This window comes from Arcicella rigui, from assembly GCF_034929435.1.
Lineage (GTDB): Bacteria > Bacteroidota > Bacteroidia > Cytophagales > Spirosomataceae > Arcicella > Arcicella rigui.
The window spans coordinates 31,930-57,523 of sequence record NZ_JAYFUM010000006.1 but is presented as its reverse complement, the minus strand read 5'-3'; the positions used below and the strand labels follow the sequence as shown (position 1 = coordinate 57,523).

Sequence of the window (25,594 nt, the reverse complement as noted above, 5' to 3'; positions counted from 1 at the left end):
TTAATTAGAATTGACTGATATAGCTTTTTAAATTTCCTTTTGATTTTTCAAATTCAAGTCTTGAACTGAGTACACTAATCAAAGAAGTGATATAATTACTTTGGGCTTCTTTGTATGAATAATCTGCGTTCAATAAATCCGAGAGCGTTGATACGCCTTTCTGATACTCTAAATTGCTGCTTTCGTACACTTGCTTTGCGAAGTAAAGATTCTCACGATTGATGCCTAAATCCGACTGCGATTTCTGTAATTGTGCATTAGAATTTTTGAAAGACAGTTTCAAATTATCAGCACTCAACTGAATATTAGTTTTGGCATTCATTAAACTAATTTCAGCTTGTTTCAACTGGCTCAGTTTACGGTAACCACTGAAAATCGGTACGTTTACTTTTAAGCCAATGGTCGAGAAATCAAACCAATTAGCCACCGATTTTGAAAATTCATTATTCAAACTTGTAGCTCCGTAACGTGCGTACATTGAAACCGTTGGTAAAAAAGCTGCTTGTTTACGTTTTACGTCAAATTCTTGGAGTAAAGCATTATTACTTTGAATTCTGTAATCTAATAAATTTCCAATCTGAAAACTTTCGTCTTTGTCAACCAATGCCAAAGCCTCATAATTTGGAAATTCTAAGACATTAATCTCTTCATCCAAAGACATTCCCATCGCATATTTCAACTTGTTTAGGGCTACTTGTTTGTTCATTTGCAAAATTGATTTTTGCGAAATGATATTGTTCAAACTTACTTTAGTACGGTCGAAATCAGTCTTTTTAATTACCCCTTTTTCTAAACGTAACTTCAAGATTTCCAGCAATTCACGGTATTTTTTCTCGTTTTCTAAGGTGATTTTTTCCTGTTCTACATACACCAAAACCTGAAAGTATGAGGCTACGGTATTGTAAATGATATTATCTTGATTTTGCTCTTTTTTCAAGAGTGATAATTGATTATTCGGCTCGGCGGCTTTAATTCCTACCAACATCGACTTATCGTAAATCACTTGGTCGAGTTGTGCTGTAGCGGTTGTATTGTATTGTGTACCGAATTGTAATCTAATTTCTGTTGGACTAAAAGCCCCAGCAGGAATGATAGAAACCTGACGTTTGAGGTTATCGTCGAAAGCAACGTTGGCACTTACTTGTGGTAAATAACCCGCTAAAGCCTCTGTTGATTTTTGTTTAGCAATGGCAATTTCATTCTCATAAACCGAATTACTCAAGTGATTTTTGAGAGCAAAATCAACGCACTCTTTTAAGGAAATATTCTTTTGTCCATGCACATCATAGCCAAAAATGAATAGTACCAAATACAAGAAAAATTGATTCTTTTTCATAAAATAGTTGATAAAAAAATTATTGATTTTAACGATAGTTGATTCAATCAACTATTAGGGTAAAAAAAACTACCTTTCGGCGTTTTCTTTTAATTTAATAAGTACTTTTTTAAAGGTATCCATTTCTTCTTCAGAAATATTCTCGGTATTTTTTTCACTGAGATGGTTTAGTATTTGCTCGCATTTATTCAAAGTTTCAGTGCCTAACTCTGTGATAACAATGTGTTTTTTTCTGCGGTCGATTGAATCATTTACTCTGACAACATAATTCAATTTTTCAAGTTGGTCGATATGACGCATAATTGCCGATTTATCCTTTTGCATAATTTCGGCTAAATCCGACTGAATCGACTCTTCTTTTGAAGTTAAAATTCTAAGCAAAAAATGTTGCTCGGGTGTTATCTTAACATCCTGTTTTTCAAACTCTTTAGCAGATTGTCTGAAAAGGGCTCTTATTGTATTAGCGAATAAGAACTGAAAGGGAGTCTTTTTAATTTCCATAATATCGTTGACCATTAATATGGTTGATTCAAATAATAGTTGACAAAATCAACGATTCAAAATTACAACTATTTTTTTATATTGCAAGAAGTATCAATAAAAAAATAGAAAAAATTTCAAGAGACGTAAATACTTCAATTAAAAGCACTTAGGTAGTGTTTTATTTTTTTATGCCAAATCATCAACCATTAACAAAACAAGAAACGTTGTTCAAACAATGTTAGTTACTTATTCATAATCCAGCCATTTGAAAATCTATTTTGATTTAATTGGTTGTTATGATAATGATGGTTTTGGAAAACTTAAAAGCCCTTTGGACAAGTGTGGAAACAAATCAAGACTTATGACAAATGAATTCACAGAAAAAATGACGAAATTGCGTAACAATTTTACCATGATAGCAATGAAGCAAAAAGAAAATATTAGCATCAACGAACTTGACAAGAAACAGTTTAAAGTTCGCCTTGCTGAGTCTTCTGATAATGAAAAAGCAGTACTAAGTCATTATTTACATAATATTCATAATGGAGTTTCGGAACATTACAAACAAGAAGCCTTTCAAGTATTAGAAGAATATGTTTCTTATAAAGTAGCAGAAGAAAAGTGTTCAATTGATGTAGAAGAAGCCATCCAACAATTACTTTTTGAGGTTGAAAATGTGCCTTTTCCAACGCCAAATCCATACAAGTTCAAGTTTATTGACCTTTTTGCAGGTATTGGAGGTTTTAGAATTGCCATGCAAAATTTGGGTGGCAAATGTGTTTTTACGAGTGAATGGGACAAAGATGCACAACGTACTTATCAAGCTAATTTCGGAGAAATTCCTTTCGGCGATATTACTAAGCAATCTGTAAAAAACTATATTCCAAGTCAATTCGATTTACTCTGTGCTGGTTTTCCCTGTCAGGCTTTTTCGATTGCAGGCAAAAGAGGCGGATTTGATGATACCAGAGGTACATTATTTTTTGATGTTGCAGAGATTATCCAGAAACATCAACCCAAAGCCATTTTTCTTGAAAATGTAAAAGGTTTGACAAGCCACGACAAAGGCAGAACCTTTGAAGTAATCAAAAATACTTTGGAAGATTTAGGATATAGTGTTTTCACTAAAATCATCAACGCAGCGGATTTTGGCGTTCCACAAAATAGAGAAAGAATATTTATTGTAGGTTTTCATCAACAAAAAATGCCTGCTAATCTAAGCTTTGAGTTTCCAGAACCCGATGCAACTCCAGTATTTATCAATCAATTCCTTGAAAAGGGCGTAAGCGGCTATTCGATTTCAAAACATTTACAAAAGACATATATGTTTAAGAAAGAAGACGGCAAACCACAAATCGTTGATGAAAATTCAAGTATCCAAGTAAAAACATTGGTTTCAACTTATCATAAAATTCAAAGACTAACAGGGACATTTGTAAGAGATGGAGAAACAGATTTGAGGTTGTTGACAGTGAATGAATGTAAAAGAATCATGGGTTTTCCTGAACATTACCAAGTACCTGTTTCACGCACACAAGCTTACAGACAATTCGGGAACTCCGTAGCTGTACCAGCTATCCAAGCAACTGCACAAAAAATAATAGAACTACTAAAAGACAATGAATCAACTAAGTAAATTAGGCATTGTTGTTGGAAAAGATACTAAAACTGAAATAGTATTTAACAACTTATTTCCCAGCTTTATGGATATTGAGTACTCGAAACCCTCTGAGTACGTAAGTATTTACTGGAACGCCTATCAAAAACACCCAGAAAGAAATAATAATCTCAACGGGAAAATATTTGAGTACATTTTAGCTACGCTATGTGTCCGAGAAAAACTTCTACCACTTTATCTAAGTGCGAATGTAGCCTTTGTTCCCAATGTAATTTACGATTTAATGTTTTACACAAAAGAACGTGGCCCAATTTGTATTTCAGCTAAAACCAGTTTACGAGAACGCTACAAACAAGCTGATTTAGAAACTATTGCCTTAAAATATGTGCATAGAAAAGCATTAAGTTTCTTGGTAACGCTTGAAGAAAAAGAAGCAAGAGGCGTAAAAGCCAAAATAAAAAGTGGCGATATAATTGGACTTGATAGTGTAGTTGTAGCCACCCATGAAGAGTTTGATGAGCTAATTGCCGAATTAAAAAAGTATCAGTTATTCGAGCCACCAACGGTTAAAGTGATAGAGAGTAATCAAATCATTAGGGCTGAAAAGCTTAATTTGTAATTGTTTTATTCAATCATTTCAGTAATAAACAAACAGTCGTTCATAAGATACAAACGACTGTTTTAATAAAGTATAAACATAAATCCTTATTCGAATATGGCTACGGCTCTTGTCCAGCCAGCACTTCCTCCTTTGATTTTGGCAGGAAAACAAGCCACTTTGAAACCGAATGGTGGCAATTGTTCAAGGTTTGCCAATTTCTCTATCTGACAATATTCTTTTTCAATTCCTACATAATGTGCTTGCCAAATCACTCCGTCTCTTGGATTGGCTTTATAATCTTCTACTTGTAAATGCAAAGGAATATCCCAGCCCCAGCCGTCTGTTCCCATTACTTTAATGCCTTGGTCGATAAGCCAATGTGTTGCTTTGGCAGATGCTCCTACATGGATTTTTACAAAATCAGGATGATGCAAACGCTTATCGGCATCGCAACGAATCAAGACAATGTCAAAAGGTTTTAAAGTATAGTTAATCGCAGCCAATTTTTCTATTAAATCTTCCGGCTCAAACATATAGCCATCTGGTTTATCGGTAAAATCCAAGACTACGCCATCACGATAAAACCAATCTAAAGGCATTTCATCAATGGTTCTCGATGGTTTTCCTTCACAAGTTGGATAATAATGGTAAGGAGCATCCACGTGCGTTCCGCAGTGACTTGTTACCGTTAAAAATTCTCCTGCAGGACCATTTCCATTGATAAAAACATCTCCTTGAATTCCTTCAAAGAGTTTTCCACCCATTTTCTTTGCTCCTTCTTTATGGTCTTCGTACACAATTTTGGTAGGAAGTGGCTCTTTTATGTCTTCAGAAATGGTTACTGAAAGGTCTATTATTTTCATTTGAATAAACTATTTAAAACATGTATGCTTAATAATGAATGAATTATACAGACAAGATTTAACCCAATAAAAGACACAGATTTTAAAAATCTGTGTCTAAGTACTATTAAATCATTGTGTATTTTGAATACTAAATCACCTTATTCCTTAAAACGCCAATTCCTTCTATTTCTAATTCCACTACATCACCCGGCTCAAGCGGACGATGAACGGTAAAATTATTTTCAATCAAACTACCCCAGCCTACTGTTCCCGAGCCTAAAATATCTCCAGGCATCATGGTTACGTTGTTTTCAGATGCACGTTCAATCATTTGTCCGAAAGTATAATAAACAGTATTATAATTGCCATCGCATACTTGAACACCATTGATTTTGGAAGTCATACGTAAATTGAAACGACCATTTTCACCCATATACTGCTCCATTTCGTCTTTGGTTACAATACATGGTCCAATAGCATTGGCGAAATCTTTGCCTTTGTGTGGCCCAAGTGGAATCATCATTTCACGACGCTGAATAGCTCTTGCTGTCCAGTCATTGAAAACAGTATAACCAAAGATGTAGTCTTGGGCTTCTTCTGCTTTGATGTCCTTGCCTTTTTTACCGATAATACAAGCGATTTCTAATTCAATGTCCATTTTGGTTTCTCCTTCTGGACGCTTGATTTCGTCATCTGGGCCGTAAATGCCATGATGATTGGTAAAATAGAAAATCGGCATTTCGTACCATTCTTTACCAATTGTATGTCCGAACGATTTTGAAGCATTCAACATGTGCATTTCAAAACCGATATAATCTCTGAAACTTCTCGGATTAGGAAGTGGAGCTAAAAGCTGTATTTCTGATAATTGATAATGTGGCTGTAATTCACCCAAAGACTTAATTACCTCGAAGTACTCTTCGTGATGGTCGATAAACGTAAGCATATCTGTTGGCAATTTTGTACTTGCCAAATTCATATCCACCACACCATCGCCTTGAAGCCAACCTGTACGGCTTTCGCCATTTGTATTTTTGAAAGTTACTAATTTCATGTTTTAGCTGTCAGCTGTCAGCCATGAGCTAACAGCTTTTAAAAAATGGATAATTTGTCTTTTCCTTCGATTATAAATTGCTTCACAAAAAAGCTCAAAGCTGATAGCTTTCAGCTAAATCTTAAATCGGTTCTGTTAATGCCATTCCTGTTTTACCCATCAGCATTCCCATATTTGCTCCCTCAGGAAGAGCTTGGTCGTTGTATTCAAGTAATTCCCAAGCACCTAATGTTTCAGATACATCAACTACCATTTTGCAACGTTCATAACGACGTTTCATATAGCGTTCAAAGACATCAGTAAGTTCTCCCTCTTTTTGTAATTCCTCAACTAACACAACGGCATCTTCAATCGCCAACGCTGCCCCTGAACCCAACTGAGGAATCGTTGTATGAGCTGCATCTCCCAAGACAACCACGCTGTTTTTATACCAAGGTGCTGGCATTTTGAGCGTTTCTAATACTCGATAATTAACCAATTTAGCGTCGATAACTTGTGGTATTAATTCCTGAACAAGTGGAACAGGATAAGCCGACATATATGTTTTTAGCTTTTCAACCAATTGATTTTCAGGAATCAAAGGATTATCCCCCTCAGCAGAATTTAAGAATATGTAACAAGTATCGGCTGTCATAGGAATGACACCCATTTTGTGTTTTTTATTAAAGAAGATATAACCCGTATCTAAATTTGCAGGACGCTTAAAGGCATATCGCCACACCGACAAGCCAACATAGCTCAATTTAAAGTCACCAAAAATAAGCTTACGTACTTTTGAGTTTACCCCGTCGGCCGCAATCACAACATCATAGCTATCCTTTGTACCATCTGTGAACGTAACATGAGCAACATTTGGCTGGTTATCAATGGATTCAACCGTTACTCCCATGCGGTATTTTAAACCAACTTTCTGAGCTTCTTCAAATAATACATCGTGTAAAATTTTACGAGATATTCCATTATGGCTCGGAAATTTACCGATTGGTGGAGTACCAGCTTCACCGATTTGAACCCCGTGCGGCAAGCACAATTTTACTTTTCCATAAGGAGAACCCCTTCGCATTGCTTCATCCGCCACACCGATGGAGTCTAAAGCTCTTAAAGCGTTGGCTTGTTGTATGATACCTACTCCATAAACATTAAATTCTTTATGTAGCTCTATTACATCTACCTCAAAACCAGCTTTTTTTAAACCAATAGCAACAGACTGCCCACCAATGCCAGCCCCTACTACTAAAATTTTCTTTACCATCTTTTTGATATTTATAAGATTGTTTTTAGACATGTATCAGGTATGAAACTGTACAAACAAGCATCAAGTGGGCAGGCTTAATTTTAAAACGTTTAGCTATCAGATTTTACAAGAATAGGTTCAGTCATCTGATTAAGATGACTAAAACTCCTTATATACTTTTATTTTATCTGAAAGCTGATGCCCGAAAACTAAGTCTGCTGGGTTACTTAATACTTAAGCCTTAATTTTCTTAGCTATCCAGTCGTACATATTAAATGATTTTGTAAAATCATCAACAGAGCAGTGAGCAGAACCACTTTCTTCTTTTGGCACAATTTCCAAGACGTGTTCGCAAGTAAGTGCTTCATTTACTTTGTAAGCATTTTCTACGAAATTCTGACGGTCGTCTTCTCCATGCAAAATATAGGTAGGACATTGTATTTTCTCAGCAACACCCTCCAATGTAAAATTTTTCAATCTTTCACGAGCCTCTGTCATATTATCTGCACCCACAATGTGCTGTACGATTTCAGCTAAAGGGTGGTTGTCAGGACGATTTTTCCAAATATCATAATACGACCAAACCGCCCCAAAAATCATACAGACCTTAAAACGTGGCTCAAATGCTGCACAACGTGCAGCCATATATCCACCCATCGAAACTGCTCCAATACCTACGCGAGAAGTATCAACGTGTTCACCAAGATTTTCTATAATATAATCTAAAACAGCCGTTCCGGGGACATTGTAGTCGTAACGAGTATGCAAATGGTTCAATCTAAGTGCAGCTCCTTGTCCAGGGCCATCCACCGCCAACATAGCAATACCACGTTCGTTGAGGTGCTGTGCAATACCAAAATATAGCTCTTCTGCCAAACTATCCAGCCCACCAAACATCACCATCACTGGAGGGTTTTCAACATTACTTGGTTTAAATAAATAAGCAGGTAAGAAAGAACCTTCAAAAGGGATTTCTAATTGCAATGGTTTCTCATCAAACAAATGAATCGCTTTAATAAAAGCATCACGGCATTTTAAGTAATAAGGAATTTTACGTTCATCATGCAAAGTCATAAAAAACTCACTTGTACGTAAATAATTGAAAGCCCTCAAATAAGTTCTACGAGCAGAAACACTATGCCCTTCTTTTGCATAATTTTCGGCTAATTCATAGACTTTATCACCCATTTTAACCCAAGCTTTATTGAAACTTTCACGGTTAGCAGGGTCAATTTCACTTGCTACTTCTAATATTTCTGCAAATTCTCCTCCCCCATAATGAGCCTGCGTCAAAGCACGGTTCACTTGGTAAGAAGGCATATATTGATTAGGGAAGTAATGCCACATTTTAAATATGAGTTATGAATTAATAATTATGAATTAAATGAGTACGAATATCAAATAATCTTTGGGCTTCAATTTTTGTAAGGTTATTCTTTCGTAAATTCTCTAAAGAGTGATTCGAAGAACAGCCAAATTTTATACCTATAAATTGAATTCTACCCAATGTTCAATTCTTCGTACAGTTGTAATTGTGAATTTTTTTGAAAGATTTGTAAACGAATGATTCATTCGTTTGAGCTACTTTTCTTTCTTTTTCTTCATGGTAATGACAATACTTTTCAAGATTTTTAAGATTTCTAAAGCTTCTGAATAAATTGACTGAAAAGCACTCTCACTCAAGTATTCACTTTCCTTTAGTAATTCCAACCAGTAAAGTGTTTCGTCACATTCTTTTTGTGCAATACTTAATTTATGAATAAAGTCTGCTTCTGATTCAGCATTATGAGCTTCTCTTACATTTGCTCCTATCGAAGTACTTGCTTTTAGAAACTGCTTTGAAATGACAAATTCCTTATGAGTATCTGTTAAATATTTATAAACTTTGACAGACCTTACAGCAAACTGAAAAGACTTTACTTTTATTACACTTTCTTTCTTTAGTTCCATGATATTCAAATTGATAGATTATGAGCCATTTATATTAAAGATAAAATCTTATTAAGATTGAGCAAAACAAGACTCTATTTTAAAATTCATAACTCATAATTCATATCTACCTAAATATCCACCGGTTTATCCAACCCACCTACTTTGCCTTTTGCCATTTCAGCGAATGGGTTAGTTAAGCCCCAAGCGTCGTTTGGATTGTCTTTTAAGTAATGTACATCTGGGCCGTGGTCTGGTGCGAAAACTAATCTTGCACAAGCATAAATCTCTAACAACACGCCTGTGTGAGGCTCCATGATATAGAAGAAAAATCCTTCGTCGGCTTTATGACGAGTAGGCGCTCCCCAAACACTTTTGTATCCATTTTCGGTAAACCAGTCTAAAGCCAACAATACTTCTTCACGGCTATCAAGGTTATAACAAATATGGTTTACTACACCTTGTCCTGGCTCTAAGTTAGGGTCAGAGAAAATAGCAATATCATGCGAAAGATTCCCCAAAGTCCATAAGCCACCGATTGGCGGAAGGCTATCTTCTAAACGAATTTCGTCAGGATTTTTAAAGCCCATTGCTTGCCAGAAAGCTTTCTCTTTGGCATACTGATACTTGGCAACTAAGTACGTAAAGTGGTCAATTCTGCGTGGGTTAGCCCCTTTTCTACGGTTACTTGCATATCTATCAGCATAAATACTTCCTTTTTCGCCTGTTTCTCTCAACCATTTTACATCCCAGAATACTTCGTGTTTATGTCCGTCTGGCGACTGGAATTTAAAAGCTTTTCCTCTACCCAAGTCGGCATCAATCCAACCTTTACCAGCACCGATACTTTCCAAGTAAGCAACACATTCATCGAAAGCCTCAGCACTATCAGCTCTCCAACCGATACCACCCAAGCCTTTAACATCCGAACGAGTAATTTTGAGCGTATGGAAGAAATAATCACCCCAAGCTCTTAAATAAACAGAGTTTTCATCCTCTCCAGTTTTGTCCATCCCGACAATATCTGTGTAGAATCGAACAGTTTCTTCCAAGTTTGTACTGAGCAATTCAACATAAGCCAATTGCGATAAATAATGCGGATTCTTTGCCATTCTAATATTTGTATTATTTTAATATTTTTTGTTAAAATTACTTACTAATTAATCTTTTTTATGAATCAAAAACAGGCTAATCACATTCAAAATCAATCATTTTAAGCAAAAGCACCACCATCAACAGGCAAAGCATGACCCGTCATAAAGCTGGCTTCGTCTGAACACAACCAAAGTGCCACATCTGCTACTTCCGAAGGCTGTCCCATGCGTTTCATTGCTTGGTAATTTTTGGCAGCTTCCAAGGCTTCGGGGTTATAAGCCAACTTCCTTCTACCTTCCATAATCATCGGCGTTTCGATAGCAGTTGGGCAAATAGCGTTGATTCTGATGTTTTTGGTAGCATATTCAATCGCTGCCGTTTTTACTAAACCCACTACTCCGTGCTTTGAAGTGGCATAAGGTGAATTGTTCGGCTGACCACGTAAACCCGCTGCTGAGGCAATAGAAACAATGTTTCCGCCTCCTTGTTTTAGCATTTCTTCTAATAAAAATTTGATACAATACCATGTACCAATGAGGTTTACATGGATTTGATTCAACCATTCATCTTCGGGATATTCGTGCGTTGGCAAGGAAAGTCGTCCAGCAATCCCTGCTGAAAGTACAGCACAATCAATCCGACCAAACTTTTCAATTGACTGATTGATAAGGTTTTGTACTTCTGCTCTTTCTGCGATATTACATTTTACAAAAATGGCTTCCGCTCCCAGTGCTACAAGTTCAGAAACAGTAGCCATACCTGCCGTTTCGTTGACATCCGATACAATCACTTTTGCCCCTGATTCAGCAAAAGCCACAGCCGTTGCTTTACCAATACCCGAAGAAGCCCCAGTGACCAAGCATACTTTATTTTGAAATTTTTTCATTATTTTTGTCAAAAATGATGTTATGGAAGCCGTATTAAACTACTCTGATTTAGATACTGTTAATGGTATTTACTCGTATGCCGACTATTTAAGTTGGCGGTTTGAACAAGCTGTTGAATTGATAAAAGGTAAAATTTTACCAATGTCTGCTCCAAGCAGAAAGCATCAGCGTATTTCTTGGCAACTTACCCTCACACTTGGAAACCATTTTAAGCATCAAGCTTGTCAAGCTTATGCTGCTCCTTTTGATGTCCGTTTGTATGATAAACAAAAATCAGAATTGGCAAACAAAGATGTCTTGACCGTTGTACAACCTGATATTTGTATCATTTGCGACCTTGAAAAATTGGACGACAAAGGTTGTTTGGGTTCACCTGATTTGGTCGTTGAGATTCTTTCACCCGGCAATTCTTCTAAAGAAATGAAAACCAAAAAGGCTCTCTATGAAGAAAATGGCATCAGAGAGTACTGGATTATCGACCCTGAACACGAAACTGCTTTTCAATTCCATTTATTAGAAAGTGGTCTGTATAGTCCCGCTTCGATTTATGCCAGTGACGATACTTTTGAAAGCGTCATCTTCCCAAATCTTTTTGTGGATTTGAACGAAATTTTTAGCAATGTTTAGCCTTAATTTCCATCACTAATCGTTGTTCCTCCATCCACAATAATATTTTGCCCCGTCATAAATCCACCCGCTTTTGAAGCCAGAAGAAGTGCAACGCCTGCTACTTCTTCTACTTTTCCAATCCTTCGTAAGGGAGTAAGTAATACTCTTCTTTCCATCACTTCATTATTGGAAGTCAGCGGTTTGGCAAAAGGAGTATCAATCACTCCCGGCGAAATGGCATTTACTCTGATGTTGTCAGGACCAAATTCTACGGCAAGATTACGAGCCAATTGAGCCAATCCAGCTTTTGAAATGCCATACATTCCCAAAGATTTATTACCCCGAACCCCCGCAATACTTGCCAGAAAAATGATTGAACCTTCTTTACGTTGCTGCATCTGAGGAATCACCAACTTACTTAGATAAATGGTACTTTGTAAGTTGATTTGCATGGTTTTTTCAAAAATGTCTGCACTCATTTCTAAAAAAGACCCTGCCAATGCTACGCCTACACAACTCACCAAAATATCAATTTTGCTAAACTTTACTATTGTTTCTTCAAAAAGGAAATCTATTTCTGCCTTAACTGCTACATCGCAAGGAATGGAAACTGCCTTGATATTTTTTTGTAAAAAATCCTCACAAGTGTCTTCGCAAGCCTTTTTGTCGTTGCTTGAAATAATAATAGTAGCCCCATGTAAACCCAAGAGTTCGGCAATGGCTCTGCCCATGCCACTGCTCGAACCTGTGACAAGGGCTACTTTTCCTTTTAAATCAAATAAATCTTTCATCGCCAGTGAATCATTTTTTGTCCTGCAACTGGACTTTGGAAATAAGGTACTCTTGTTCCTCGTAAACTTCCTAAATACACCGTTTTCATATCTTTTCCTCCGAAACTCAAACTCGCCATCCACGGACAGAGTGTCCCTTGTACCGAAGCCAATATTTCGCCCGTTAAAGTTCTGTTTTCGTAATGTTCAAAGAGAAGTTTTTTCGTAGTTGGATTACTGTCGTCCAACAAAATCAATTCTTCACCTTCTGGCGTAATCGCCGCTAATTGGTCTGTAAAAATCAAGGTTGTCCAAAGATTTCCATAAGTATCAAAAGCAAAACCATCTGGGAAACCGCTCAATCGGGCATATACTTCTCTGTCGTACAAATCGCCATTTTCTTTTACTCTTAATCTTGAAATTTGGTGTGCCGTACTTTCTACCACATACAACCATTCTTCGGTGTCATCAAAACGGATTTCGTTTGTTCCACAAAAACCTTCGGCAACAATTCTTACACCTTTTTCGTCTATCAAAGCTATATAACCATCTGTCGCTCTGCTATTTAATTGTTCAGTCCACGGATTTGTACGAGTGGTTACCGTAAACCAAATTCTTCCTTTTGAATCTCTGAGTGGGAAATTGGCTTTTCCCAAAGCTTTTCCTTCAATCTCCGTTACCAATGTCGTCAGCTTGCCTTCTGGTGTCATCATTTCGATGTGATCTGTTCCCCAATTGGCAATGATAAAATTACCTTTGGCATCAAAGCACAAGCCGTTCGGTAAAGAACCTTGAGCCTGCACATAACGACTGTTATAGGATTGTAGATTTGGGATTTCGGATTTCGGATTTGGAGATTCTTTAAATGGCGTAATTAATGCTTGGCTTCCGTCAGGATTAATTTTCATTACTCCGCCTCGGGCATCTGCTGTCCAAATAGTACCGTTTGGCTCGGTCAGGATACATTCTGGACGTTGAAGTTCATGTCCAAGAAATTGTATTTCTTCTCTGTTTACCTTCCAGTTTTTAATTGGATTTGGAGTATTTATTTGAATCAACATTGGATTTTTGATTTTGGTCTTCAGATTTCGGGTTTCAGCTCATTCTTGATTGATGGCATGCCTTTAAGTCATGCCATCAATGTATATTTAGTTTTTACTTTTTTAAACTAAAAAAATAGTTTACTCTAAATTTTTAAGTTCAAAGTGTTGCACAAAAGGCGGATTCAGAAAAAATGGGCCAATCAAAGCACGCCATTGTGTGAATAATTCCGAAGTTCTAAAACCAACGGTATGGTCTTCAAGCGTTTGCCAATGAATCAAAAGTACATAGCGATTTACTTCTTCAATACAATGTCTTACATCAATACTGATAAAACCATTTGACTGTGAAATTACCTTCATCGCTTTTGCTAAATTCGCTTCAAATTCAGCATTGCTTTCGGCTTTAATATCTAAGGTTACAAGTTCTAAAATCATATTCTAAATAAGAGTGATTGGTATTTTAACTATTTAATTATCAAATGTTTACCAAAAAATATCAATTGCATTGTATCGTTGTTTAACTAAAAACCAAAACTCATAATTCATATCTCATAACTCATCATTACAAAAGCCTTCCTCCATCCACAGGAATAATACTTCCCGTAGTAAAAGTAAGATGCGTTGTTAAAACAAAAACCGTATTGGCTACATCTTCGGCAATTGCCAAGCGACCTAAAGGCGTTTTGTCGATTTGCGTTTGTAAATATTGTGGGTCGATATTTTTGGTGTATTCGCCCAAAACCCAACCCGGAGAAACCGAAACAACCCGAATGTTAGGGGCTAAAGCACGAGCTAATGAACGAGTAATGCTATCAATCGCCGCTTTGGAGGCACAGTAAGCAACATTACTTCCAACGCCAGAAATCGCAGCTACCGAAGAAATATTCACTACCAAAGCATCTTTACTTTTCAATAACAAAGCTTTACAAGCTCGAATCATTGCGAAAGTACCTCGTACATTGGTTTCAAAAATTCGGTCAATCCACTCATCCGTCAATCCGTCTAAATCATTGTGTGCTACGGGTGTTGTAATGCCTGCATTGTTCACCAAAACATCTAATTTTCCATACTTATTTTCTACAAAATCAGCTAATTCCGATAAACGTTTGGCATCATTTACAGGAGCATGAAAAACTGAATGCCCCTCTCCTACCAGCGAATTACAAAGCTTTTCAGCCTTTTCAAGATTTCCGTTATAAGTAATAATAACAGCGTAACCAGCCTCAGCAAATTTTCTACAAATTGCCGAACCAATACCTCCTGCTCCACCTGTTACTAAAACTGTTTTATTATTTGTCATTGAAATATGTAATGATTGTTAATCTTGTTAATGCACTATCTGTTGGACGTTTTTTTTCACAGAGTTTAACAGAGCTTTTATTGAGTTTCACAGAGTATCTTTTCAATATTTCTCTGTGAAGCTATTTGTATTCTCTGTGTTCCTCTGTGTCATTTATAAGATTGCCAACAGACTAAATTTCAACATCTGAAATCCGATTTCCAAAATCATTTCCCGTATCTTCTTACTCTTAAATCAGCTTGCTCTTGGTGTCCTGCAAAGTTTTCAATGGCACATAATCTTGAACAGTATTCGCCAATTAAAGCACTGGCTTCATCTGTCTTAATCTCTTGATAAGTACAAGTTTTCAAGAATTTTCCAACCCAGAGACCGCCTGTATAACGAGCTGCCTCTTTAGTTGGTAAAGTATGGTTTGTACCAATTACTTTATCGCCAAAAGCTACGTTGGTTCTTGCTCCTAAAAACAAACCGCCGTAATTGGTCATTTTTTCCAAAAACTCACGAGGGTTTTCCGTCATTACTTGTACGTGTTCGCTGGCGATGCGGTCGGCTTCTGCAATTAATTCTTCGACGGTATCTACCAAAATTACTTGTCCGTAATCTCTCCAAGAAACACTTGCAATATCAGCCGTTGGCAATACTTTTAGTTGTCTCTGGATTTCTTCTTCGATTCCTAATGCAATTGTTTTACTGGTAGTTAAAAGTACAGCTGGTGAAGTTGGGCCGTGTTCTGCTTGTCCTAAAAGGTCAGTAGCACACATTTCTACGTCGCAAGTATCGTCAGCAATTACTAAAGTTTCTGTCGGCCCAGCGAATAAATCAATCCCTACTTTTCCAAATAATTGTCGCTTCGCTTCGGCAACATAAGCATTTCCCGGCCCGACTAACATATCAACTGAAGCTACGGTTTCAGTTCCCAAAGCCATCATCGCAATGGCTTGAACACCGCCTAATAAATAAATTTCGTCAGCACCAGCCAAGTACATTGCAGCAATGGTTGCCTTCGGAATTTCTCCATTGATGGGTGGCGTGCAAGCAATTACTCTTTTTACGCCTGCAACTTTTGCCGTCAGGACGCTCATGTGGGCTGACGCAACCATTGGATAACGACCACCCGGCACATAACAACCTACTGAATTTACAGGAATATTTTTGTGTCCCAAGAAAACCCCTGGCAAGGTTTCTACTTCAACATCCTTGATGGCTTCACGTTGAATTTGGGCAAAATTTCTAATTTGCGTTTGAGCAAATTTGATGTCATTAATTACTTGTTCGGGTAAACTTGCCACAATAGCCTCAGCTTCTTCTGCACTAATTCTGAATTTTTCGGGCGACCATTTATCCAATTTTTCAGAATATTCTCTCACGGCTTTGTCGCCATTCTGAGCCACATTTTCCAACATGGATTCTACCAAAGCACGTACTTTTAAGTCGGCTTCTTTACTTTCGGCATAAGTAATGCCTTTCTTGATTTGCTGAATCATTATTATAATATTTCTTTTAGATACTTATAAAAATCAAAAAATTGAACTGTTTATGATTTTTCAAGCCTCTTTTGGGTCTGTATTTAATACAACAAAATTATGTTTAAATTATATTTTATTGTTATTCAAAAAGAAGCCAATATTATTCAATATCAATACTTGTGAATAGAAATTGACTGAAAAAATATCAATTTCTATTCACTGATACCGAATTTTTGGATTATTTGTGCGTTTGTGCGTCCACTACCGAAATCGCAATCATATTCACGATTTCACGAGTTGTACTTCCCAGTTGAAGTACATGAACTGGCTTTTTGAGTCCGAGTAAAACGGGGCCAATTTTCTCAATATCAGCCACTTCTTTTACTAAATTATAAGCAATGTTTGAAGCAGAAAGATTGGGGAAAAGTAAAATATTTGCTCCGCCATTGACCAAATCACAGAAAGGATGATTTTCTTTCAACAATTCTGTATCAAAAGGTAAATGTGCTTGCATTTCGCCATCAACAATCATTTCTGGATGTTTCGCTTTCAACATTGCCACCGCTTTTCGCATTTTAATAGCATCTTCGCCATCGGCACTGCCAAAGTTTGAATAAGTTAGTAAAGCGATTCTCGGTTTAATGTTGAATTTTTCCACTTCTTTCGCCGCCAATTCTGCAATTTCTACAATTTCTTCTGCTGTTGGATTAAAGTTTACCGTGGTATCTGCCAAGAATAATGGGCCAAAGCGACTCATTAAAATATACATTCCTGATACTTTTTTAACGCCAGCTTGTTTGCCAATCACTTGCAAAGCTGGTCGAACGGTATCAGGATAATTCCGAGTAGTTCCGCCAATCATGGCTTCTGCTTCGCCAGCTTCTACCATCATCGAACCGAAATAATTTCTTCTACGAATGGCATCAAAAGCCTCGGCTTTGTTGAAACCTTTTCGCTGACGTTTGGCAAAAAGTAATTCTCCGTAGTTCTCAAGTCTTGCTTTTCCAGCTTCATTTTGCGGTAACATCGGGTCGATTATGGCTACATCACTTAAATTCAGTAAATTATCTTGAATCAACTGTTTGATTTTTGAAACATTTCCCAGCAAAATTGGCGTAGCTATTCCGTCTTCTTTTACTTGCTGGGCTGCTTTTAAAACAGCTAAATTTTCCGCATCAGCCAACACTACTCGCTTCGGATTTTGCTTTGCTTTATTGATAATTACTTTGGTCAAAGTATTATCCAAGCCCAAACGTTTTGATAATTGGGTTTCGTAAGCGTCCCAGTCAGTAATCGGGAATTTTGCCACACCCGAGTCCATCGCCGCTTTTGCTACGGCTGGTGCTACCGTCGTTAATAAACGTGGGTCAACGGGTTTAGGAATAATGTACTCTTTGCCAAAAACCAAATTGTCTTTGCCATAAGCCATATTTACAATATCAGGAACAGGCTTTTTTGCCAAAGCAGCCAAAGCTTTCACGGCTGCCAATTTCATTTCTTCGTTAATTACTTTTGAACGAACATCTAAAGCACCTCTAAAAATATAGGGAAAACCCAATACATTATTTACTTGATTGGGATAATCACTTCTACCTGTGGCAAAAATTATGTCTTTACGGGCAGCCATTGCTTCATGATAAGGAATTTCTGGCGTTGGGTTTGCCATTGCAAAGACAATACAGTCTTTCGCCATCGGTTTTATCATTTCTTGTGTCAAAATATTGCCTTTCGACAAGCCTACAAAAACGTCTGCTCCGACCAAAGCTTCTGTTAGAGTAATTTCAGCAGGAAAGTTTCCGTTAGCAAATTCCTTTTTCTTTCCATCTAAATTGGTTCTACTCGGATGAATCAATCCTTTTGAATCGAACATCAAAATATTTTCTTTGCTCGCTCCCAAACTGACATACAATCTTGTACATGAACTTGCCGACGCTCCTGCTCCGTTGACGATAATTTTTACTTTGGCAATATCTTTTCCGACCAATTCCAAAGCATTCAACAAAGCGGCGGCTGAGATAATTGCCGTACCGTGTTGGTCGTCGTGCATGACTGGAATGTCCATTTCGGCTTTTAAGCGTTCTTCAATTTCAAAACATTCTGGTGCAGAAATGTCTTCTAAATTTACGCCTCCGAAAGTTGGTTCTAATAATTTAACGGTTCTGACAAATTCGTCAACGTTTTTGGTATTAATTTCTAAATCAAATACGTCAATATCAGCATAAATTTTAAAGAGTAAGCCTTTGCCTTCCATCACGGGTTTACTTGCTCCCGCTCCGATGTCGCCTAAACCTAAAACTGCCGTTCCATTTGAAATTACGGCAACCAAGTTTCCTTTGGCGGTGTATTTGTAAATATCTTCAGGATTTTCAGCAATTGCCAAACAAGGTTCGGCTACGCCCGGCGAATAAGCTAAGGTTAAATCTCTTTGCGTCGCTGTTTCTTTAGAGGGAATTACTTCAATTTTGCCCGGACGACCTTTGGCATGATAATGAAGTGCTTCTTCTTTTAGGGTTTTGTTGGTGGTCATGGTATTTTAATTTATAAGCTGTGAGCCTTGAGCTTTGAGTTGTTGGCTTTTTTACTCTAAGCGATGTGTCTTGAGTTTAATATTCATGGTAGAAAAAAGCTCAAAGCTCATCGCTCATAGCTAAAAGCTCCTATTTTCTTTAATTATTTTTTGATACTCGTAAAAACTTTGTTTTGGCGTGCGTTCTTGCGTGGCGAAATCTACGTAAATCAAGCCCAAGCGTTTGGTGTAACCTGAAACCCATTCAAAATTGTCCCAGCCGCTCCAAACCGTGTAGCCAAAGAGATTTACGCCTTCTTTTTTCGCTTTCAAAGCCCATTCTACATGGCGTTTGATATAATCAGTTCTCAATGGGTCGTTGATTTTTCCGTTTACTTTTACATCTTCCGAGACAAAACCAGTCCCATTTTCTGTAATAATCACTCGTGGATTGCCATAATCATTTTTTAAACGCATTAACATTTTGTATAAATACTCTGGTCTGACAGGCCCAACATTTGATTTTACTTCATCAGGATTATTGTCTAACCATTTCAAAGACATGGCAGAATCTTCGCCTTTTACGATGGCAGGAGCGTAAAAATTAATGCCTAAAAAGTCTGGTTTATTTGCCCCAATAAATGCCATTTCTTCGGTACTTGGCTTAAAGCTTGGATTATATTTCGCCAAAGAATCTAATGCTACTTTTGGATATTTGCCTTTGTAAAGTGGGTCTAAAAACAAACCATTTATCAGAACATCCTGAAAATCAGCCGCTTTTTGGTCTGCTACTTTTTTCTCGTCCCACGGAGCAGCAGGGTTTACATTCAATACAATCCCAATTTGTCCTTTCAGTTTTAAATCATGGTAAAGTTTTATCACTCTGGCATTGGCAATCAACTGGCGATGAGCTTTTTGCATTTGGCTCATATAATATTCTTTTTCTGGCAATTTATTATTCTGAGCATTCAGCATATTTTCTACCAGAAAAAACTCAATATAAGGTTCGTTGAAAGTAATGAAATTTTTAATTTTCTTTCCAAAACGATTAATCACCACAGAAGCATAATTATAATACCAATTTTCCATCTCAGGATTTCCCCAACCGCCTTTTTGCAATAAAACCGCAGGATAATCGAAGTGATAAATCGTCACCAAAGGCTCGATACCAGCGGCGAGTAAATCATCAAAAAGTTGGTCGTAATGAGCCAAAGCCTTTTCATTTACCGCTCCCACTCCATCTGGAATAATTCGTGACCAATCCAAAGACATCCGATAAGCATTTATGCCCAATTCCTTCATTAGTTCAATATCTTTCAAATACTGCTTGCGGTCGTACATATTAATTGCCACATTTCCCGTTTGTTTTTCGCCAATCGTAAATTGTGTAATGCCTACTTTGTTGGTTAGAAAATCCCATTTAGATTCCCCTTTTCCATCCACTTGATAATTGCCATCTACTTGATATGCGGCAGTAGCAACGCCCCATAAAAAGGGCTGTTTCTTTTGTGCATGCACAAAATGTACTGCCAAACAGAGCAATAAAAAGAGTTTTTTGTTCATCATGATTGATAATTTTTAATTGAAAATTGATTGTGATTGATTAAGTAAGGACAAGGCAAAGCCAAGGTGACATCCGTTGAAAGACTCACAATTGACTTCGTTTTTACGATAAAATTTTAAATGTTTTTAATAAAGATTTGTATATTTTGGGACTCAAAACGGGTTTGTTTTGAGTCCCTTTTTATTTCAATTAATAACTAATTCCTTCGCCAAACTTAAATAAAGCATAGCCTTTAGGTTTTAAATATCCCGGTACGTCTGATTGATTTTCTGCAACTACTTTTTCAGAAACAGGTGTTGTAAAAGGCATTTTGCCTGTTGGATTGAAAGCCCCTGTCACAACGTCAATTAAAGCTTCGCTTGTTGTGCCAAAAGTGGCTAAAACTGATTTTAGATTGCCCCCTCCTATTTCGTCAATCACCCAAGGATTTGTAAAATTGATAGCTACAATTGTTGGTTTTGCTTGAATAATTTCGTTGACATGAGCAACATCAATTTTATTTTTCGACAAACTCAATTCAATTGGTTTACCTTGTGAAGTAAACAAACTTCCACCATTCGGAATCAACCAAAGTAACACCACATCTGCTTCTTCTTTACTTCCTACAAATTCAATATTAGCATTCTTGACATTGGGTCTATTAACAGTAATAGGATTTTTGGTTCTTCCATTATCGTAATACGTTTCAAAATATACTTTCGTTGGATTCGCCGATTTTTTAGCAATTGGCAAAAGTTTGTCCTCATTACGCAACAATACAATTGATTTTCTTAATGCTAAATCGCCTTTTTTCTGAAAATCAGCATTGCCAACCGTTTTCACAGCAGCTTCTACGTCCACATAAGGGTTTTCAAACAAACCTAATTGAAACTTTTCACGAAGTAATCGAGTAATTGATTCATTGATTCTTTCTTCCGAAACCATGCCTTTTTTCACAGTCTCTAACAATAATGAAGGGTCAGCACTTCCTGAAAAAATATCTACTCCTGCATTAATGGCTTTTTGATAACGTTCCAAAATCGTTAGATTCTCAACGCCCCAAGGCATCATATCAATTGGTCCTGTATCAGAATTGATAATGCCTTTGAATCCTAATTGCTTTCTTAACAAATCTTGAATAATGGCTTTGTTATAAGAAAAACCTACTTCTTCAAATTCTTTACCTTTTGGAGCAGAGTAATAAGGCATGATAGAAGAAGTACCTGCCGCAATTGCCGCTTTGAAAGGTTTTAAGTGATATTCAAACATTCCACCAGGATAATGAGCATTTTTTCCCCAATCGAAGTGCGAATCCTGTCCTCCTACTTGTGGTCCACCGCCCGGAAAGTGCTTGGTTGTCATTGCTACCGAGTTTTTACCCAATTTTACTCCTTGAAAACCCAGTACAATTTCACGAATCATGTCGGAAGCTAAATCCGCATTTTCGCCAAAAGTACCTTCAATTCTTTGCCAACGTGGTTCGGTCGATAAATCTGCCATGTACATATAGCCTTTGCGTAAACCAACTGCCGACCATTCTTTTCCAGCAATTTCTGCAAATTCACGAGTAAGTTTTAAATCACGCATGGCGGCTAAACCTAATTCTCCGGGCCATTTCGAGAAAACTGTTGTCCCAACACTCAAACCAATAGAAGCATCAATCGTTACGTGATTGCGTGGATTAGAAGCTACTACGGCAGGAATTCCCAATCTTGAGCTTTCGCACAGAGCTTGTAAATTATTCGACCACTCAGCCATGATTTTTGCACTGGTGTTGGCTCTTAAAATAAAGTGACGCAAATGAAAATTCATAACGCCTTTGGTAGTTCCAGCCGCCGACATCGTTGGTACTGGCAAAGGTTTACGAGTAAACATATTGATAGGTTGCATCAAATCTTCTTCGTTGAAACCACTTGAGATTTCAGCTTTTGGAGCATTTGGTTGGAAAGAATAATCACCTGCCAAACGAGTAGTACTAATCACCATAAAGCCGATTTTTTCCTCTAAAGTCATTTGCTTCACCAAATCCTTTACTCTTACGTCAATCGGTAAACGCCAATCTTCGTACTGGTCTAATTTACCGTTTTTGTTTAAATCTTTAAATTCAAAATTCTTTACTTTAAGCAAAGCCACACTACGTTTGCCGAGTGCGGGCTGAACTATTTTTTGAGCATTCAAACTCAGTGCAAACACTGTTTGAAATAGCGTAAGAGTGGCTAATCGTAAACAAGCTCTCATATTTTTAAATTGGTTTTTAAAAAAATTGATTTTTGTGGAATTACCTTTTCTGAATATCTATTAGCTTGAAAATAAGGCTAATTACACATTAAGGATTGTTGTACAAAGTCTAAAAAGATAAGATTTTACTTATTTTTTCTCGAAAAAATTATATTAAATCCTCAATTTCAAAATGCTGAATCATACTTGTTCCTCCTGATTTAATTTCATAATGAATTAATTGCTTGAAAAAACCTATTCACTTCGTCCATTTCATCTTAGCATTTCTCCAACAAAAGGCAAAGGAATCGTAACCATGATTTTTTATCATGCTTGATTCCAGCCAAGTGTTTTATGATTTCTCATGCTAAAACTTAGCTATCTCCAATACCAACATTTGCTTATCGTCTGAATACTGAGAAATAATTTCCGACGATCATATTCATTCCTGAAAAAGATAAAATTTTAATAGGTGCGAACTATTCAACTTTTACTTAAACTTAATGTCCAATTTATTTGAAGTTTACTGTTCTTGAGTCTTTAATTACTCCTTTCCAGTTTAATCCAAAGCCAAAATCATACAAATTTCCTTCTGAATCTTTGTGTGGTTTCATATCATAAGGAACGTCTTCTGCTTGTTTTTCTACCGTTACCATATCGGCTGGCATCTGCATTGGCAATAATGCCGAAGGCTCAAATTTGCCCGAAATAATGTCTAAAATTGCTTGGTCTTGTACGCCAAAATTCACCAAAATTGCCGAAGCAGATGATTCAATTTCAGAGAAAACCATTGGATTTGAAGTATTTACCGATACAATCACTGGCTTATTTTTCATTTTAGCTTTTGTATCTACTACCAATTGAGCGTCTGTAATATTAGGCGTTTTAGCCGTTTTGTTTTTATAAGTACGGTTGGTAAAGTTTTCCATTGGGTCACCACCAGCAATACTTGTTTCACGAGCTTCAGTTGCGGTATAGTCGTTGTACTGCAAACTGATTGGTACATAACCATTACCTCCTTTTTTCAAATCTTCTTTATCATAACCAATGCTTGCTGTTGGGTTTTGAATAAATACAACCGCAAAATCTGCTTCGTCGGCATTATCCGTTACATTAAAGTACTTTTTCACCATCTCTAAACTTACAGGATAATCGTTTGAAGCTGGACTTTCCATACCCAAGAAATTTCTACTTGCAGGAACAAAACGCTTAGGAATATACACCGTCTTTTTAGTAGTAATGGGCAAAGTTTGTGTTTGGTTTTTTACCAAAACTACCGACTTCAATTGTGTTTCGTAACCAGCTTTCATAAATTCTGGCTTTCCAACAATTGCTTTGGTTTCAGCAGGCACTAAGTATGGATTTTCAAAAACACCAACTCTGAAAATATTACGCAACAAACGAACGGCAGATTGTTCCATTCTTGCTCTCATTTTTGCTTCGCCATGTTCTTTTACGCCCATTTGATAAGCCTCAATCACTGGTTTCGCATCGTTGTTTCCTCCGAATTGGTCAACCCCAGCCATCAAAACTTTATAGTGACGTTCAGCAATGGTAAGATTTTCTACTCCCCACGATTTTCCATCAATAAATACGTCCATCGCTTTGTGGTCGCCAGTAACCAACCAGTCGGTACACACAACGCCATCGTATTTATATTTTGTTCTTAATAAATCATTGATAATGTACTTGTTATAATTATTAGCTACGTTTTCGCCGTTCTTTTTATCTTGATTCCAAGAAATGGTATAATAAGGCATTACTGCCGAAGCCATCTGTGTTTTACCTTTTAATTTGAAAGCACCATTGATAAAAGGAATCAAATGAGCGTCAAAATTATTACCCGGATAAACAGCGAACTTACCGTTTGCATAGTGTGCATCACGTCCTGCTTCACCAGAACCACCGCCCGGCCAGTGTTTTACCATCGCATTTACGCTACCCAAGCCCCAACCACTATTCGTTGATTTATTGCCTAAAGAAGTTTGGAATCCATCACAATAAGCCTGTGCCATTGCTGCCGACAACAAAGGACTTTCTCCGAAAGTACCATTGAATCTTGCCCAACGTGGCTCAGTGGCAATATCTACTTGAGGCGAAAGAGCCGTAGTGATACCCAAAGCACGGTACTCTGCCGCTGCTACTTCACCAAATTTCTGAACAGCCGAAGGGTCAAAAGTAGCCGCCAAACCCAATGAACTTGGCCACATCGAAATTTCACCGCCTGATGCCGCATCGTATTCTGCTCTTGCTTTTGTTCCGTGGCGTGGGTCAGTACTGTTGTTGGCAGGAATACCAGCACCAACGCTTTCGCAAAAAGCTTGTAATTTATTGTTCCACTGTGCCGCAATTTCTGGACTTTGTACTGTCGTAATCAACACGTGGCGAAGATTATCTTCTTTTAAAAACTTCTTTTGTTGGTCTGTTAAATCACTTGGATCAACTTCGCCTTCTTTAAAAGGCTTACCATTATAAGTACCCGCAAAATAACCGCCAGCACGAGCAGGAATCGACTGATGAGCTGAATACAACATCAAACCAGCAATTTCTTCAATACTTAGCTTACTTGCCAAATCTTTGGCTCTTACATCATAAGGCAAACGCCAGTCTTCATATTTGTCTAATTTACCATTTTTGTTTAAATCTTTAAAAGCCAAACCATTGACAGTTAATATTTTAACACCAGACGCAGGCGAATATCCCAAAGTTTGTCCGCCTTGATTTTGAATAAGATTGAAAGTGCCTTTCGATGTTTCGCTCCATTTCTGCTGAGCAGAAACAGACATTGATGCACAAAGCAATACTGCTGAAGTAAAAAATGATATTTTCATTTTACGATTTAAAATAAATTAATGCTTAATAAAATAAGTCGAATGTAAGTCTAAATTTTTTTTTTGCTATTGATAATCTTCATTTCGGTTAAAATACTCGACAATTCGGCATAAATAATTTCTTTTAAGCTATCAGCTATGAGCTGTGAGCTTTGAGCTTTGAGCTACGATACTTTAAAAATAAATAATCAATGTCCATTGATAACTATCCAAAACTCAAAGCTCAC

21 protein-coding genes are annotated in these 25,594 nt (G+C 37.1%); 3 read left to right on the top strand and 18 right to left on the bottom strand.

Annotated features, from left to right (window positions below):
* Window positions 1-4: 4 nt before the first annotated feature.
* Both VB248_RS05270 and VB248_RS05265 read right to left on the bottom strand, forming a co-directional pair.
* Entirely contained in the window at window positions 5-1,336 is a 1,332-nt protein-coding gene (locus VB248_RS05270) for a TolC family protein (RefSeq protein WP_323295696.1), read from the bottom strand.
* Window positions 1,337-1,405: 69 nt separating this feature from the next.
* Window positions 1,406-1,837 carry a MarR family winged helix-turn-helix transcriptional regulator gene (locus tag VB248_RS05265; RefSeq protein WP_323295695.1) on the bottom strand — a complete coding sequence of 144 codons (432 nt, stop codon included), beginning with the start codon at window positions 1,835-1,837 and terminating at the stop codon, window positions 1,406-1,408.
* Window positions 1,838-2,180: 343 nt separating this feature from the next.
* Here VB248_RS05265 and VB248_RS05260 point away from each other — a divergent pair, with 343 nt between their 5' ends.
* Window positions 2,181-3,455, top strand: a complete 1,275-nt coding sequence (locus tag VB248_RS05260; protein WP_323295694.1) for a DNA cytosine methyltransferase — start codon at window positions 2,181-2,183, stop codon at window positions 3,453-3,455.
* Window positions 3,439-4,056: a hypothetical protein gene (locus VB248_RS05255; RefSeq protein ID WP_323295693.1), complete on the top strand. Its 618-nt coding sequence runs from the start codon at window positions 3,439-3,441 to the stop codon at window positions 4,054-4,056. Before VB248_RS05260 ends, VB248_RS05255 begins: the two co-directional genes overlap by 17 nt.
* Window positions 4,057-4,142: 86 nt before the next feature.
* Here the strand turns inward: VB248_RS05255 and VB248_RS05250 are convergent, their stop codons facing one another.
* The 7 genes from VB248_RS05250 to VB248_RS05220 form a co-directional block, all read right to left on the bottom strand.
* The gene (locus VB248_RS05250) at window positions 4,143-4,901 is read right to left on the bottom strand and encodes a cyclase family protein (protein ID WP_323295692.1); all 759 of its coding nucleotides are present in this window, start codon (window positions 4,899-4,901) and stop codon (window positions 4,143-4,145) included.
* Window positions 4,902-5,031: 130 nt separating this feature from the next.
* Window positions 5,032-5,937 carry a fumarylacetoacetate hydrolase family protein gene (locus VB248_RS05245; protein WP_323295691.1) on the bottom strand — a complete coding sequence of 302 codons (906 nt, stop codon included), beginning with the start codon at window positions 5,935-5,937 and terminating at the stop codon, window positions 5,032-5,034.
* A gap of 121 nt (window positions 5,938-6,058) precedes the next feature.
* On the bottom strand, window positions 6,059-7,189 hold the full coding sequence (locus VB248_RS05240; RefSeq protein WP_323295690.1) for an FAD-dependent monooxygenase: 1,131 nt from the start codon (window positions 7,187-7,189) through the stop codon (window positions 6,059-6,061).
* A gap of 216 nt (window positions 7,190-7,405) precedes the next feature.
* Window positions 7,406-8,518, bottom strand: coding sequence for an alpha/beta hydrolase family protein (locus VB248_RS05235; protein WP_323295689.1), 1,113 nt, complete (start codon window positions 8,516-8,518; stop codon window positions 7,406-7,408).
* Between the two features lie 234 nt (window positions 8,519-8,752).
* Window positions 8,753-9,121 (bottom strand): four helix bundle protein, encoded by a 369-nt coding sequence (locus tag VB248_RS05230; protein WP_323295688.1) that lies wholly within the window; start codon window positions 9,119-9,121, stop codon window positions 8,753-8,755.
* 110 nt (window positions 9,122-9,231) lie between these two features.
* Entirely contained in the window at window positions 9,232-10,212 is a 981-nt protein-coding gene (locus tag VB248_RS05225; protein ID WP_323295687.1) for a VOC family protein, read from the bottom strand.
* Between the two features lie 101 nt (window positions 10,213-10,313).
* Window positions 10,314-11,081 carry an SDR family NAD(P)-dependent oxidoreductase gene (locus tag VB248_RS05220; RefSeq protein WP_323295686.1) on the bottom strand — a complete coding sequence of 256 codons (768 nt, stop codon included), beginning with the start codon at window positions 11,079-11,081 and terminating at the stop codon, window positions 10,314-10,316.
* A 22-nt stretch (window positions 11,082-11,103) separates the two neighbouring features.
* Here VB248_RS05220 and VB248_RS05215 point away from each other — a divergent pair, with 22 nt between their 5' ends.
* Complete coding sequence (locus tag VB248_RS05215; RefSeq protein ID WP_323295685.1) at window positions 11,104-11,709, top strand: Uma2 family endonuclease; 606 nt, start codon at window positions 11,104-11,106, stop codon at window positions 11,707-11,709.
* Between the two features lie 2 nt (window positions 11,710-11,711).
* Here VB248_RS05215 and VB248_RS05210 read toward each other — a convergent pair whose 3' ends face one another.
* The 9 genes from VB248_RS05210 to VB248_RS05170 form a co-directional block, all read right to left on the bottom strand.
* Window positions 11,712-12,482 (bottom strand): SDR family NAD(P)-dependent oxidoreductase, encoded by a 771-nt coding sequence (locus VB248_RS05210; protein ID WP_323295684.1) that lies wholly within the window; start codon window positions 12,480-12,482, stop codon window positions 11,712-11,714.
* Complete coding sequence (locus VB248_RS05205) at window positions 12,479-13,522, bottom strand: SMP-30/gluconolactonase/LRE family protein (protein ID WP_323295683.1); 1,044 nt, start codon at window positions 13,520-13,522, stop codon at window positions 12,479-12,481. Before VB248_RS05205 ends, VB248_RS05210 begins: the two co-directional genes overlap by 4 nt.
* Before the next feature lie 120 nt (window positions 13,523-13,642).
* Window positions 13,643-13,939, bottom strand: coding sequence for an antibiotic biosynthesis monooxygenase family protein (locus tag VB248_RS05200; protein ID WP_323295682.1), 297 nt, complete (start codon window positions 13,937-13,939; stop codon window positions 13,643-13,645).
* Window positions 13,940-14,066: 127 nt separating this feature from the next.
* Window positions 14,067-14,804, bottom strand: coding sequence for an SDR family NAD(P)-dependent oxidoreductase (locus VB248_RS05195; RefSeq protein WP_323295681.1), 738 nt, complete (start codon window positions 14,802-14,804; stop codon window positions 14,067-14,069).
* 206 nt (window positions 14,805-15,010) lie between these two features.
* Window positions 15,011-16,288, bottom strand: a complete 1,278-nt coding sequence (hisD, locus tag VB248_RS05190) for a histidinol dehydrogenase (RefSeq protein ID WP_323295680.1) — start codon at window positions 16,286-16,288, stop codon at window positions 15,011-15,013.
* A 220-nt stretch (window positions 16,289-16,508) separates the two neighbouring features.
* Window positions 16,509-18,797: an NADP-dependent malic enzyme gene (locus tag VB248_RS05185; RefSeq protein WP_323295679.1), complete on the bottom strand. Its 2,289-nt coding sequence runs from the start codon at window positions 18,795-18,797 to the stop codon at window positions 16,509-16,511.
* A gap of 120 nt (window positions 18,798-18,917) precedes the next feature.
* Complete coding sequence (locus VB248_RS05180; RefSeq protein WP_323295678.1) at window positions 18,918-20,342, bottom strand: glycoside hydrolase family 1 protein; 1,425 nt, start codon at window positions 20,340-20,342, stop codon at window positions 18,918-18,920.
* A gap of 187 nt (window positions 20,343-20,529) precedes the next feature.
* Window positions 20,530-22,557 (bottom strand): glycoside hydrolase family 3 protein, encoded by a 2,028-nt coding sequence (locus VB248_RS05175; protein WP_323295677.1) that lies wholly within the window; start codon window positions 22,555-22,557, stop codon window positions 20,530-20,532.
* Window positions 22,558-23,048: 491 nt separating this feature from the next.
* A complete protein-coding gene (locus tag VB248_RS05170; protein ID WP_323295676.1) occupies window positions 23,049-25,367 on the bottom strand; it encodes a glycoside hydrolase family 3 protein in 2,319 nt (772 codons plus the stop codon).
* Window positions 25,368-25,594 lie beyond the last annotated feature (227 nt).